General features: G+C 34.0%; 10 protein-coding genes. 1 reads left to right on the forward strand and 9 read right to left on the reverse strand.

Annotated elements, in window-relative coordinates; translation table 11 throughout:
- Nucleotides 1-81: 81 nt before the first annotated feature.
- From O5O44_RS14715 to O5O44_RS14730, 4 genes are all read right to left on the reverse strand, one after another.
- Nucleotides 82-1,398, reverse strand: a complete 1,317-nt coding sequence (locus tag O5O44_RS14715; protein WP_289194986.1) for a TolC family protein — start codon at nt 1,396-1,398, stop codon at nt 82-84.
- On the reverse strand, nt 1,388-4,585 hold the full coding sequence (locus O5O44_RS14720) for an efflux RND transporter permease subunit (RefSeq protein ID WP_289194987.1): 3,198 nt from the start codon (nt 4,583-4,585) through the stop codon (nt 1,388-1,390). Before O5O44_RS14720 ends, O5O44_RS14715 begins: the two co-directional genes overlap by 11 nt.
- Nucleotides 4,585-5,712 (reverse strand): efflux RND transporter periplasmic adaptor subunit, encoded by a 1,128-nt coding sequence (locus O5O44_RS14725; protein ID WP_289194988.1) that lies wholly within the window; start codon nt 5,710-5,712, stop codon nt 4,585-4,587. Before O5O44_RS14725 ends, O5O44_RS14720 begins: the two co-directional genes overlap by 1 nt.
- Before the next feature lie 82 nt (nt 5,713-5,794).
- The gene (locus O5O44_RS14730) at nt 5,795-7,705 is read right to left on the reverse strand and encodes an ABC transporter ATP-binding protein (RefSeq protein WP_289194989.1); all 1,911 of its coding nucleotides are present in this window, start codon (nt 7,703-7,705) and stop codon (nt 5,795-5,797) included.
- An 85-nt stretch (nt 7,706-7,790) separates the two neighbouring features.
- On the opposite strand from O5O44_RS14730, the gene O5O44_RS14735 reads away from it, so the two are divergent.
- Nucleotides 7,791-8,174, forward strand: coding sequence for a DUF983 domain-containing protein (locus tag O5O44_RS14735; protein ID WP_019388237.1), 384 nt, complete (start codon nt 7,791-7,793; stop codon nt 8,172-8,174).
- A gap of 143 nt (nt 8,175-8,317) precedes the next feature.
- On the opposite strand, the gene O5O44_RS14740 is transcribed toward O5O44_RS14735, so the two are convergent.
- The 5 genes from O5O44_RS14740 to porK form a co-directional block, all read right to left on the reverse strand.
- Nucleotides 8,318-9,361, reverse strand: a complete 1,044-nt coding sequence (locus O5O44_RS14740; RefSeq protein WP_289194990.1) for an NAD(P)/FAD-dependent oxidoreductase — start codon at nt 9,359-9,361, stop codon at nt 8,318-8,320.
- 118 nt (nt 9,362-9,479) lie between these two features.
- On the reverse strand, nt 9,480-10,370 hold the full coding sequence (gene porN / locus O5O44_RS14745) for a type IX secretion system ring subunit PorN/GldN (RefSeq protein ID WP_019388235.1): 891 nt from the start codon (nt 10,368-10,370) through the stop codon (nt 9,480-9,482).
- 69 nt (nt 10,371-10,439) lie between these two features.
- Nucleotides 10,440-12,005 carry a type IX secretion system motor protein PorM/GldM gene (porM, locus tag O5O44_RS14750; protein ID WP_026010104.1) on the reverse strand — a complete coding sequence of 522 codons (1,566 nt, stop codon included), beginning with the start codon at nt 12,003-12,005 and terminating at the stop codon, nt 10,440-10,442.
- A gap of 62 nt (nt 12,006-12,067) precedes the next feature.
- Nucleotides 12,068-12,703, reverse strand: a complete 636-nt coding sequence (porL, locus tag O5O44_RS14755) for a type IX secretion system motor protein PorL/GldL (protein WP_019388233.1) — start codon at nt 12,701-12,703, stop codon at nt 12,068-12,070.
- 82 nt (nt 12,704-12,785) lie between these two features.
- Nucleotides 12,786-14,153 carry a T9SS ring complex lipoprotein PorK/GldK gene (porK, locus tag O5O44_RS14760; RefSeq protein WP_489884280.1) on the reverse strand — a complete coding sequence of 456 codons (1,368 nt, stop codon included), beginning with the start codon at nt 14,151-14,153 and terminating at the stop codon, nt 12,786-12,788.
- Nucleotides 14,154-14,185 lie beyond the last annotated feature (32 nt).

Consider the following 14,185-nt stretch of genomic DNA (forward strand, 5'->3'; position numbering starts at 1 on the left):
AAACCAGACTAAAAACTATTTTTATCGATGAAATGCGTATAATTTTAACATTTAAAAGTCGACAAAGTACACTTTCACTAATTAAAAATCTACATTTAATAGCTCTCCACTTATTTGAAGCATCTGTAATTCAGCGATTTTCGCTAAGTACTTAGCTTGATTTTTATTAAACTCTGCGCTTAATAAATTAAGTTGAGCCTGTCTAAACTCAATTGAAGTTGCTTGACCTAACTTAAACTTTTCCTCTGTACGCTCAAAATTGTTTCGGGCTGTTTCAATATTTTCTTCTTGAAGCTTATAAATACTGAGCTTATTTTGGAAGTCTTCCCAAGCGTTTTTAAAATCGCGTTCTAAAGTAACTAACTGTTGTTCTTTCTGAATAGTTTTGGCCTCTAAGCTAATTTTTGCGTTTTTAACATTCGTTACAGTCCGGCCACCATCAAATAGATTCCAGCTTAAATTCAATCCTCCTGACAATCCAGTATTAGTAGATACAGCAACAAAAGATGCGGCGTTATTATTATTCTTATTCCATCCATAACTCCCAGTAAGACCTATAGTTGGCAAGTAAGCAGATTTTTGAGATTTTACACCTAACTTGTTTATTGCAATACTTTTATCAATCTGCAATAGGCTTATATTATTGGCTTTAGCCTTTTCTAATAGCAATTCTTTATCATATAGGTTTTTAAATTCGACAGAAGTATCTACATCGAATACTTCATTCAGCGTATTACCTAAAACAAGGTTCAAATCGCGTTTAAAATTTTTCAATTGCTGCTGCGAATTCATCAAACTTATGCTATCGTTGTTAATATCAACCTCAGCATTAAGTACAGCTAGTTTTGTACTCTGCCCATAATTAAATTGATATTCAGATCGAACCAACCTATCCTTGGATATAGACAAAGTTTGATTAATAGCATTGGTGTTTTCTTTTAGTTCTGCAACGCTGTAATAAATTGTAAACAATTGTACGATCGTGTTTTCTATCGTTTCTCGCGCTTGCATTTCGGTGAGCTGTTCCGTTTCCTTTAATTGTTTATAGTTATAAATACGCCCTAATCCATCAAACAAAGTGTAATTCAAATCTAAAGAAGCTGAATAACGCGAACTTTCGGCTCCGTTAAGAGTAGTAACTCTTCCGTCAGAAAATTCAGCTTCTGTATTATCTAAATTATAAGTTCCGCCAGCATTTCCTGTTAACGTAGGTAAGTACCCCGAGTTTAAAATACTAGCATTGTTTTGAGCAATTTCAACATCCGTTTTAGCCAATTTTATACCGTAATTGTTTTCTAATGCTAATTGTACAGCTTTATTGGGTGTAATTATTTCTTGTCCATACAATAATATTTGCGACAATAACAAAGCTATAATACAGAATACTTTAATGTTCATTTTCTTCTTTTTGTTCTTTAATAGCGCGTTCTACTTCTTCTTTTGTCACGTCGTTACCCGTAGCTAGCCATTTTGCATTCTTTTTAATACTGTTACTAAATGACAAAAATAAAGGCAACACCAATAAGGTTAAAACCGTTGCGTAGGCTATACCAAATGAAATGGAAATGGCCATAGGTTTTAAAAATTGCGCTTGCCTACTTTTTTCTAATAACAGCGGCGCTAATCCTGCAACCGTAGTTAAAGAGGTTAAGAAAATAGCCCTGAATCGTGATTTTCCGGCTTCTGATAATGCCAAATCAAACGTCATACCTTCTCTTAAATTGGTGTTGAATTTACCAATTAACACCAAACCGTCATTAACCATAATACCAATTAAAGCAATAATTCCAAGCATTGATAATACATTAACCGAGAAGCCTAATAACCAGTGACCCCAAGCCACTGCGGTTAAACTAAATGGCACCAATAATATTAATAAAATGGGCTGGCTATAACTTCTAAAAGTGAATGCTATGGTTATATATATGAGCAGTAAAATTGGGATTCCTGCATTTTTTAAGGACGTTGATAATTTTGTAGCTTCTCTATTTTGTCCTTCAAAAGAAGCCGAAATTGTTGGATATTTAGATTGAATATTTGGTATTATATTCGATTTTATATCATCTAAAATATCAGTTGCACTGCTACTTGGGTCTTTTAAATCTGCAGAAATTTGAATTTCGCGCTGACCTTCCAAATGGTTTATTGCAACATCACCTCGTTCAATACTATAACTTGCAATATCCTTTAATGTCACCCGCTCTCCAGAAGGTGTTACAATACGCATATCATCTAAATTATTGATTGATTCTCTGTTCGCTCTATCATAACGCACCCACACGCGAATTTCGTCTTGCCCACGTTGAAAGCGCTGTGATTGAACACCAAAAAAACCAGCCCTTATTTGAGACATGACGGTACTTAAGTCTAAACCTAATAAATAAGCGCTTTCTTTTAGTTGTAATCGAATTTCTTTAATACCGGCAGGGTCATTATCCTCAATATCTTTTAATAACGGATTGGTTTGAAGCACTTCTTTTAGCTCTAATTTCGCCGCTTTTAATTCTTCAATATTATTACTTAATAAGGCTACTGAAACTGGACTTCCACCAAAATTTCCACCCGAACCAAAAACTAACCGTTCTGTACCTATAATTGGGCCAACCAACTCTCTTAGTCGATTTGCTACTAATGAGGAGTTAATAGCATCTGGTCTTTCTTCACCAGGCAACATGTTTATTTGAAGTTGTGCACTAGATGAACTGCTTATGGTTAAAATGGTATTTTCAAATAATTCTTTATCAGTTCCTTTTAAATATTCGTCTGTTAATTCCTTGTTTACAATATAAGATTTCTGTTCAATCATAGAAATTATCGAATCTGTTATTTGAACATGAGTTCCATTTGGCATATCTAGTTCTACAGTAATTCTATCACTTGCAATGGAAGGAAAAATGGTAACCCCAATAATACCTCCACCTATTGAGCCAATAGTAAGCACCAGTAATGCTACAAAAATTCCTAATGAAAGCATTTTAAAACTTAATACAAATTGTAATACTGGCGTATAAACGCGGTCTCTTAAAAAGACCATTATTTTATCGCCAAAACGATTAATGACGCGCATTTTAGTAAAGAATTGCTTAAGTTTTGAAGGGTTCTCTACTTCAACTTGCTTGGTCAATGCTTTAGAATGTGCCAAATGTGCTGGCAAAATAATTAAGGCTTCAACTAAAGAAACTACTAATGTCAATATAACGATTACAGATACTTCGCTAAAAAATTCGCCTATTCTACTATCTAAAAACAGGAATAATGAAAATGCTAAAAGGGTTGTAATAATTGCTGAAACTACAGGAGGTATAACTTCTAAAGTCCCATCAATAGCTGCCTGTTTAGGTGTTTTTCCTTTTTCGTAATGCTGATAGATATTTTCGGCAATAACTATTCCATCATCTACCAAAATACCAATAACAATTATCATCCCAAAAAGCGAAAGCACGTTAATAGTAACATCAAACTGCCCAGCAAAAATAAACATACCTAGAAACGAAATAGGAAGTCCAAAAGCTACCCAAAAGGCTAAACGCGTATTTAAAAACAGGGATAGAAATATTAATACTAGGAAGATTCCAGCAATAGCATTTTCTATTAAAAGTTGTGTTCGTTGATTTAATGTAATGGATAAATCTCTAACCACATTTAGCTTAACATTGTTATGACTTTGATTATAATCTTCAATATAAGCTTTAACCTTATCGGCAGCTGAAATCAAATCTTCAGTATTGGTGCTGGTAACCGAAACATTTACAGCCAAATCTTCATTGAAGTAAGAAGCGTTTGGAGTTTCCGAAAATCGATCTCGAACAATAGCCACGTCTTTTAAACGTACCGTTTTACCATCTCCACTTGCTTTAATAATCACATTTGAAAGCTCAACACCGTAATAAGACCTATTATTAGCCCGTATTAAATACTCTTCGGTATCGGTTTTTATATTTCCTCCTGTTACCAGAATATTCGATCTGCTAACCGCATTAGCAACATCTTGAAAACTTAAATTATAAGCCAAAAGACTCGTTTCATTAACAGCAATTTCAATTTCCTCTTCAGGATATCCGGTGACCTCTATTTGCGAAATGCCATCAATTGCTCGCAAATCATTTTCTACTTGTCTGCCCAATTGCTTTAATGTGGCCAATGGTATGTCTTTGCCACTGATAGCAAAAGAAATAGTTTCTCTTACTTCTTCCCTTTTTGAAACAACCAATGGCTCCATACCAGTTGGAAACGATGGCACACGGTCAACCGCATTTTTAACTTCGAGCAGCATAAAATCAATATTCTCGCCCTTCTCAATTTCTACAGTTATTGTTCCACTATTCTCGCGAGACACTGAAGTTACCCTATCGATGCCTCTTAGGCCTTTTAAATTATCTTCTATTTTTAAAACAACACCTTCTTCTATCTCTTGTGGTGAAGCTCCTGGGTAAGCAATACTAACGGTTATTATTTTGGAATCAACTAACGGAAAAAAGGATGATTTTAGAGACCTAACCCCAATAACCCCGAATACTATAAATGCTATAATAAAAACATTAACAGCAACATGGTATTTAATAAAATAACTTATTAACTTCCTCATTAGTTTTGGTTATTTTCAGAATTTTTAAATGGCTTTACCAGCATACCAGCATAGGCTCCAGGTACCGATTTTTTAAGAATTACAGTACCATTAGGAATGTCTTTTAAAACCACTTTGGTATCTGAAAAATAAATAGGTTTAGCATCAATAATATCCAATATGCTATCGCGAATAACAAAAACTTGATTATTCTCTAAAAGTAAATTTCGATCTATTTCTATAACATCTTGCTCTTCTTTAGCATCTAAATTTGCTTCAAGATACATGCCTTCTTTTATGCTCTCATCGCGAACTTCAATATATGCGGTAATGGTTTGTGTAGTCGCATCTATACTTCCATTAACACGTGAAACAACCCCTTTATAAGTTTCCGTTTTATCCAAATTATTAAGCTTAACGGGTTCTCCAACTTTAAGTAAACTCGCATAAGTTTTACTTAATGCCACTTCCATTTCATAAATTGTTGGATCTATAAATTCACCTAATTTTTGACCGCTTCTAATCAATGATCCTTCAGTAACCAAAGCTTCAGTTAAAATGCCAGTAAATGGTGCCGTTATGGTATATTTAGAAAGCCGCTGTTCTAAATTTTTAACGTTATAATAGCTCGATACAATACCCCGACCCGTTATAAAATAGTTTTCTTTATCTGAAGTTAATTTAGGAAGTTCTGGTGTTGATTTATTCAAATCGAAACCATTTAAATAAGCTAGCCATTTTTGATACACATCAGGAAAATCCAAGCGTAAATCTGGCATAATAGCTGCAATGGTGTTATACAAATTACTTTTAGCAGATTGCACACTTGCATAATATTCAGAAGCATCAATGCGAATTAGAGCCTGTCCTTTATTGTATTTCTGACCTGGTTTAAAAAGCACATTTGAAGGCTTAAAAACACCTTGAACTTCAGCATACAATTCTACTCTGCGTTTAGCCACTAAGCTACCGTTAGCAGGAATGACAATTTTCACATTGCCATTTACAACCGTATCGACAAATACAGTTTTAACAACTTTTTCTCTTACCGGTTTGGGTTTATTTTTATTCGCTATAAGATTTTTGGCAAATAAAACAGAAAGAATAATAAGCAAAACGCCTATTATAGAAAGTATAATTTTTCGCATTGGTTAATTTGTATAACTTTTTAGACTACAAATCTACCTGTTAGTTTAATTTAAGGTTCTTAAAAAAAACTTAAAAAAAATCTTAATTTTCTAGGGCTTCAATTTCCAGCTGAATCCCTTCCCATTTATCCATTAAGTCCTGTAAATCAGATTTCTTTTTTTGGTACTTATTAAAAAAATCGGGTTTTGCCGTCGTTTCTTCATAGTTGGTTTCAAGTTCAAAATCAATAGCTTTAATATCGCGTTCTAATTGATTAATCTTGGCTTCAACATTACTCAACTTATTATTCAATGATTTGGCCTTTTTCTGATCTTGGTAAGACTGCTGCTTTTTTACTTTAGGTGTTTCTTTTACAACTGTTCGTTTTTCAACCTCACGCAAACTTTCAACTTTACGTTGCTCTAAATAGAAATCAATATCGCCTAAATATTCTTTGAGTTTATGATCTTTAAATTCATAAACAATATTTGTTAGTCCTTGAAGAAAATCACGATCATGCGATACTAGTATAAGTGTTCCTTCAAAACGTTTCAGCGCTTCCTTTAAAACATTTTTAGATTTAATATCTAAATGGTTTGTAGGCTCATCCATAATAAGCACATTAAAAGGTTGCAGCATCAACTTCGCTAAAGCTAAACGATTACGCTCACCACCAGAAAGCACACGAACATATTTATCAACCTCATCGCCTCTAAATAAAAACGAGCCTAAAATATCTCTCACTTTAGTTCGGTTGGTTTCATTAGCTGCATCAATCATAGTATCGTGTACGGTTTTATTTCCGTCCAAGTATTCAGCTTGATTTTGAGCAAAATACCCTATTTGCACATTATGCCCTAGTTTTAAAGACCCATTGTATTTAATATCGCCAACTATTATTTTGGCTAAAGTTGATTTTCCTTGACCATTCTGCCCAACAAAAGCTGTTTTGCTATCGCGCTCAATAAATAAATCAATGCTTTTCAGAACTTCGTTGTCCCCGTAATTTTTCGAAATATTTTCCGCTTCAACAACCACTTTACCTGGAGTAATTGAAACAGGGAAATTAAGTGTCATTACACTATTATCGTCTTCATCAACTTCAATCCTATCAATTTTATCCAACTTTTTAATTAAAGATTGAGCCATGGTAGCTTTTGAAGCTTTGGCTCTAAATTTCTCAATTAATTTCTCGGTTTGTTCAATCTGTTTTTGCTGATTTTTTTGAGATGCTAATTGTTGCGTTCTTAATTCATCACGTAATACTAAATATTTGGAGTAAGGTTTCGGATAATCGTAAATACGCCCCAAAGAAATCTCAATGGTTCTGTTAGTCACGTTATCCAAAAACATTTTATCATGCGATACAATAACTACGGCGCCTGCATAATTTTTTAAAAACCCCTCCAACCAAATAATAGATTCAATATCCAAGTGGTTTGTAGGCTCATCTAAAAGTAAAATATCGTTATTTTGAAGTAGGAGTTTTGCCAACTCAATACGCATACGCCATCCTCCAGAAAATGTATCTGTTAGTTTATCAAAATCTTCGCGTTTAAAACCTAATCCTTGTAAAATTTTCTCGGTATCGCCTTGGTAGTTATAACCGCCTAGTATCTCATATTGATGCTGCAGTTCGTTAACATCAACCATTAATTGATGGTAACCGTCACTTTCATAATCTGTACGTTCTGCCAGTTGGTTATTTACCGTTTCCATTTTAGCTTCAATAGCCTTAATTTCGGTAAATGCCTCGTAAGACTCTTCTAAAACGGTTCTTCCAAAAACAAAATCAATATCCTGTTTTAAGAATCCTATTTTAAGCTCTTTATCGGCAGCAATTTGGCCCGTATCAGGCTCCATTTCTTTAGATAAAATTTTAAGCATCGTAGATTTACCGGCACCATTTTTCCCAATAAGCCCTATCCTATCACCATTACCCAACTTAAAAGTAAGGTCCTCAAACAAGTATTCGCCTTGAAATGAAATCGATAAATTATGAATGTTCATCATAGAAATGTAACTTTAGTCACAATACAATATTAATAATATAGTATTTTTGCACTGCAATTCAGGATGCAAAAATACATTAAATTATATGTTTACAAAAGGCTCAAAATTATATAGCATATTCACAGGCACATGCCCAAAATGTCACGAGGAATCAATGTATAAAAACAAAAATCCTTATATCCTTTCCGAGGCCTTAAGCATGCACGAAAATTGCAGTAATTGCAGCACTAAATACAAAATAGAACCCTCATTTTTTTATGGAGCTATGTACGTAAGTTATGCTGTTGGTATAGCTTTTGCTGTGGCAGCATTCGTTATCAGTTTCTATATTTTCAACGCAGGCTTAAATGCTATGTTTATTTCAATAATTGCCACATTAATCGTGTTTATGCCAATAATCATGAGACTTTCAAGAAACATTTGGATTAACTTTTTTATGAGTTACGATAAAACTTTAGCTAAAAAATAATTTGGGCGCCTGCCGGCAGGCAGGTTACCGCAAGGGTCGAGCTTTACGTTATTAGTTTTGCCTCGATGTGCGCCTCTGCAAAAGCTAGCCACTACAATCCCTAACGCATAAATAAACGCACCTTTTTAGTATAAATTAAACCATTAGTTTTCAAAACGATTAATATCAATATCGCTTTGCAGTGGTAAGCTATTTTCAACAAAATCGTACAATTGTTTAGCCACATAAGGTCCAATCATCACACCCCGAGTACCAAGGCCATTTAAAACTAAAAGGTTTTTATGTGATTTATGGCGTCCTACTAAAGGTCTTCTGTCTTTAACAGTTGGCCGTATTCCAGCTACCTGATTAACAACTTCAAACGGACAACTAATAAGCTTTTTCAATTTACTTAAAAGCTCCTCTTTTGCTTTATTTGTTGTATCATGGCTTAAATCTTTCCACTCATAAGTGGCGCCCACAATATATAAATCGTTGTTCAACGGAATTAAAAACACGCCCGCTTTTAAAACAAATTCAATTTTTAATTCTGGTGCATGTATAGTGAGCAATTCACCTTTAGCAGGTACGAGCGGTAAACTTTTAAAATAGAGGTTCTTTTTAACCCCAAAACCTTCAGCAAAAACAACATATTTTGCATCAATATTTTTATAGGTAATGGCGTTTTCTTGAATCTGAATGGTATCATAATTGAAAGGTTCTTCAAATAAAAGCTTATTAGCTAACAAATCAGCTTTATAGCTATCAATCAAGGTTTTCACGTCTATCCTACCAGTTTCTAACACCTCCCCAAAACCGAAATTACCATCAATAAATTTATTATCGTTTTTTATAACTTTTGGAGAAAGATATCTAGTAAGCAAAGGCTTATCAGAAGCTGTAAACCAATCATTTTGCTCTTCCAGTGATGCAAACTTTCTATAAACGGGAATTTTATAATCTAGTTTTACCTTTAACCTTTTTTCAATGTTGGCATAAACTGGTAAAGCAATCTCCAACTGCTCCGTGCTTTTCCAAACCGATGTAAAACGTTTTAACACCACAGGGTTGTATAGTCCACCCGCAACGGTTGAAGATTGCTGAGATGCGTTATCATACACTACAAAACGCTTTCCATGTGCTCTTAACTGTTCGCAAAAGCTAATGCCTGCAATCCCAATCCCAACTATAATATAATCTACTTGCATAATGAATTGCGAAGATAATCAGTTTTATAGGTTTAAGCGACGATTTACCTCAAATGACAATAAAAAAACGCCCACTTTATAAGCGGGCGTTTTTCATTTATTTGTTTATTATTATGGCTTAATAAGTCCACATATCCAATTCAAAATCTCGAATTTTATCTTTAATTCTTTCAGATTCAAGTAATTGCATCAAAGCGTTCTGAGACACATATTCGTTAACTGCTCTATCGCCTTGAACATTCTCTTCTCTAAAGATATATCCTTGAAAACGTCTTGCGTTCAGCACATGATCAAAAGAAAATGGCATCGAACTGTTTTGATTGTTAAAAGATTTCGCTTCGTGTAATACCTCTCTAGCATCTGGGAAAAATACCCAAAATAAAGGTACTAAATCTGGTTCAGCATCATCAATAAAGTTCACATCTGGCGCTACCGGAGCAATTCCAAGAAGTCTGTATTTCATTTCAGCTTGACGCTTATCAAAATACCAAAGTCCTTTAATGTGATATTCTTTAATATCTGCAGCAGTAATATCTCTTTTATTGATAAACTCTGCCGATAATTCTTCACCAGCATTTAACTGTTCGATACCTAACTCTGTAGTATCAACCATAGTTAATGCAGACTGAATATCTTTTAAAGTTCTTTTTGTTGTAAAATAAGAATCGTCATAAATATTTTTTATTTTCCCGTTTTTAATGTTCTTCATTAGCACATGATATAATGATCTTCTATCACTACCAATATTATTTGTATCTATTGGGTAATACAATGGGAAGTTAGCACGTTCGTCAAGAACAATTTTTTCCCAAACCATTTTAGAAAATAGGATGTCTCTATCATCAACATAACCGTATTCTAAAGGTTTATCATTGTCAACTGCTTTTTGAGCTTCAGTTCTTACACCAATTTCTTCAGGGCTTTTAGCATTAAGTATATTGGCTTGCGCAAACATACCACATGCTGTAAAAACTGTAACAGCGGTTAATAAAAAACGTTTTAATTTCATCTTAATTTTGTTTTACATTTTAACTATATGAGGTAATCTTTTTGCAAGATTACCTCTTATAATCTATTCTTAATTTGTAAGCTCAACAAATACTGGTGATACTTTTTTAAGTATTACACTAACACCACTTGCTTTGGCTTCTATGTCAAATATTTGAACACCAGATCCACGTTTAGCTTTTGCTAAAGCTTGTTGTGCTCTACTATCTAACTTATTTCCTCTAACATTTATTGTTGGTTGCCCAGGGACTTTAAATTTAAATCCTGTTACACGTAACGGTAATTCAAAATCAAAGTCATCAAATTTTGCGCCAATAGTAGATATTTTAAGACTATTACGTTGCATTTTTAATGCTCCATCTTCACCTCTTACAGTACCTGTTGGTTTTGGTAAATCTTTAATTCTAAATTTAGCATTATCGCTTACTTTACCACCATCCGGCAATGTACCAGTAACGTTAATAGTTACTTCTCTACCTTGAATTCTAGATGCATCCATGACATAGCTGCTACCAGAACTTCTTGATAATCCTTGAGCACTAGCAGTCACTTTATTATCCGGAATACCAGCAAACGAAATAGTCATTGGGTTTTTAACACCTCTGTAAACTACATTCATTTTATCAGCAGAAATTGTTGCTGAGTTTGGTTTAGCTACCGTTGCGAACGATGACTTAACAGGCACAGGAATTTCTTCTCCGCCTTCGCCAAAAAACAAGTTACCTTCAATTTTATGTTCGCCAACGCCTCCGGCACCAACTTTTAATTTTACTTTTCCACCTTCTAAGGTATAATCTCTATCTTTTACTAGTTTTCTACCATCTAAAGTTAATTCTACTCTACTAGGAACGGTAGTTGCATCAGTACGACCTAATACAATTTCTCCATCAAATCGCTCACCATTAAAATAAGCTGATTTAGATGTTTCCATTAAAGTTGAATAATTGGTCATAGAAACTTGTTTACCAAGTTCACCAGCCAACATTGTTGACAATACTTCAGATTCTGTAGTTTTAATATCAGATTGTAATTGGGTCATTTTCGTTAAAGAAGCTACTAAAGGGAAACCTTTGTAGTGATAGTCTAACCAATCAACTTTAATACCATCTCTGTTTACTTCTTGGTCGGTATTAAATTTATCTTTAACTTGTTTGATAATGTCTTCCATACCTTCTTCAGTAGAAAGGATTTTTACAACACCATCTCTAAATCCATTAATCTGATTTAAAAATTCTTGTCCGTCTGGTTTTAACTTGTCTCCTTTAAAGAAATTTTGGTCAAGGTAATCTCCTTTATCCATTATTTCATAATCTGTAGGATCATCAAGTTTTGCCGTCATTTTGCCTTTTAATTCTTCTAAGTAACCATCAAATTTGTGCGCTAGGTCATCTATTTGATCTGCTTTAGCTTTTAAAGGCTTGTATTTTTCAGGCTGATCGTTTGCTTTCTCAGCTAAATTATCTACAAAAGTTTTATTTCTTAATTCTGTAGCTTGATTTGACTCAGTAAGCTTCTCGTTCATTAATCCGAAGGCTGAAAGCACTTCTTTAGACATATTTAACGCTAGCATCGCTATAAATATTAAATACATCAGATTAATCATCTTCTGTCTTGGTGATAAATTATTTCCTGCCATGTGTAATTAGGTTTTTTTTTGGTTAATTAATGTAATTTGGGATTATTTATTAACTCTCCTAATTATTTGTTCATTGCAGATAACATGCCACCATATACACCATTTAATGACGATAAGTTAGACGCTAAAGATTGCATTTGTTCTTTTAATTTAGCAGCATTTTCAATTGATTCTTCGTTAATTGTAGCTTGTTTGTTTACACTTTCTAATTGCATTTTGTATAAGCTATTTAACGACTCCATTTGAGCAGCAGCTAATGATAATTCTTCACCATATTTCTTAGTAGCTTCAATTGAATCTACAGTAGAAGACATGTTTTTTGCAGCACCTTCAAAGTTTTTGATACTATCGCCTAAACTTGCGATTAATTCGCCATCAATTTTTGCTTCTTTTAATAAATCATCTAATTTTTTAGATAATAATCCTTGTGCATCTTCTTTTCCTTCTCTTTTAACTGATTGTCCGCCAGCTAATTCAGGATATACTAGAGCCCAATCTAATTCTTCATCTACAGGTTCGAATGCAGATAATGCAAAAATGATTGCCTCGGTTACAAGACCAATGGTTAACATTACGTTACCAGTTAAAGGTCCAATTTCAAAGTGAATAATTTTGAATAGTGCACCAACGATTACAATTGCTGCCCCTAATCCATAGGCCATATTCATGAATTTCTTGTTTGCTTTTGACTTTGCCATAATTTTCGGTTTTAAATTTTAAGTAGGTTTTTTTTTACTTAAGTAGGTTAATTAATAGTGTTTATAATTGATTTGATTTGAATTATTGATTTCCGTTACTTGTTACTTGAGTCCCCATGTAATCTTGTACCGTTCTAAATCCTATATAACTTCTTGCAGAATCTGCATATTCGTAATCTCTGGAACTTACTTGTAAAAAGTAAGCCACATCTTTCCAAGAACCACCTCTAACAATTTTACGTTGATTGTTATTATCGTTTACACTTGGGTTAATGGTTGATGTATACTCATAAGATGAAGGATCGTAAGAGGCATTCACCCATTCTGAAACATTTCCAGCCATATTGTATAAGTTATAATCATTAGGATCATAAGACTTGGCTTCAACAGTGTATAATGCCTGATCTGCAGCGTAATCTCCTCGAACTGGTTTAAAGTTTGCCATAAAGCAACCTCTATCACTTTTTGTATACGGACCACCCCAAGGATAAGTTGCAGCTTGCAATCCGCCCCTCGCGGCATACTCCCATTCTGCTTCTGATGGTAATCTGAACGTATTTACCATAGCAGCTCCTTTTTTAGATTTTTGGTATGTATTTTTCCATAACGTTCTCCACTCACAGAAAGCTTTTGCTTGTTTCCAAGTCACGCCTACTACAGGATAATCGCTATAAGCATCATGCCAAAAATAATCGTTATGCATTGGTTCGTTATATGAATATGCAAAATCTCTAATCCATACCGTAGTATCTGGATAAACTTCTACTTCTTCTTTTATTATAACGTCTTTACGTTTTACACCTCTACTTCTAGCTGCTTCTTGAATATCCATATAATTGTACTGGAATTTAAACTTGGTTACATCCCAAGTTCGTTGTCCGTTATACGATTCTTCTAAAGGTAAGTACATAGTATCCATAACTTCTGCGTAATACTCATCTAAATATTCTGAAGTATCAAAAATTAAGTCTACATCTTTATTGATTTTTCTTCCTTCATAACCCGTTGGACCTAATCCAGTATAGTTATCATACATGTATTTTTCGTAAACCGACATATTCTCTGGGTCCGCATCACTAAAAGCAAACTCACCTATGGTACCTTCATCTGCTTGGGTCAATCCAACCTCATCGGCCAATATAGCTAGTCTCATTCTAACAATTGAGTCTCTTACCCAATTTACGAATTGACGATATTCGCTATTTGTAATTTCAGTTGCATCCATATAAAAGGCTCTAACAGTAACTGTTTTTGAGGGTGCATCGTTTACACCAGCAAGATCGTCGTCCGCTTTACCCATTATAAATGCTCCGCCAGGTATTAGCTCCATACCATAAGGCTTTTCTGGATGCCATTTTTTCCCTTTAACACCAACTAGTTCGCCCCTATCTTTTGAGCCGCAACTCGCTAGCATAGCGAATACTGTGGTTAATAATAAAAACTTCTTAATATCCATAGAAAACTTGAGGTTAATTATTTTAA

Origin of the sequence: Algibacter luteus (assembly GCF_030344935.1) — a bacterium.
GTDB lineage: Bacteria > Bacteroidota > Bacteroidia > Flavobacteriales > Flavobacteriaceae > Arenitalea > Arenitalea lutea.

What these genes read in the sequence shown, in the direction of transcription:
- O5O44_RS14740 (WP_289194990.1), bottom strand. Translation starts at nt 9,361, where the DNA reads ATGCAAGTAGATTATATTATAGTTGGGATTGGGATTGCAGGCATTAGC.
- porN (WP_019388235.1), bottom strand. Translation starts at nt 10,370, where the DNA reads ATGAAATTAAAACGTTTTTTATTAACCGCTGTTACAGTTTTTACAGCA.
- porL (WP_019388233.1), bottom strand. Translation starts at nt 12,703, where the DNA reads ATGGCAAAGTCAAAAGCAAACAAGAAATTCATGAATATGGCCTATGGA.
- O5O44_RS14715 (WP_289194986.1), bottom strand. Translation starts at nt 1,398, where the DNA reads ATGAACATTAAAGTATTCTGTATTATAGCTTTGTTATTGTCGCAAATA.
- O5O44_RS14735 (WP_019388237.1), top strand. Translation starts at nt 7,791, where the DNA reads ATGTTTACAAAAGGCTCAAAATTATATAGCATATTCACAGGCACATGC.
- O5O44_RS14725 (WP_289194988.1), bottom strand. Translation starts at nt 5,712, where the DNA reads ATGCGAAAAATTATACTTTCTATAATAGGCGTTTTGCTTATTATTCTT.
- O5O44_RS14730 (WP_289194989.1), bottom strand. Translation starts at nt 7,705, where the DNA reads ATGATGAACATTCATAATTTATCGATTTCATTTCAAGGCGAATACTTG.
- O5O44_RS14720 (WP_289194987.1), bottom strand. Translation starts at nt 4,585, where the DNA reads ATGAGGAAGTTAATAAGTTATTTTATTAAATACCATGTTGCTGTTAAT.
- porM (WP_026010104.1), bottom strand. Translation starts at nt 12,005, where the DNA reads ATGGCAGGAAATAATTTATCACCAAGACAGAAGATGATTAATCTGATG.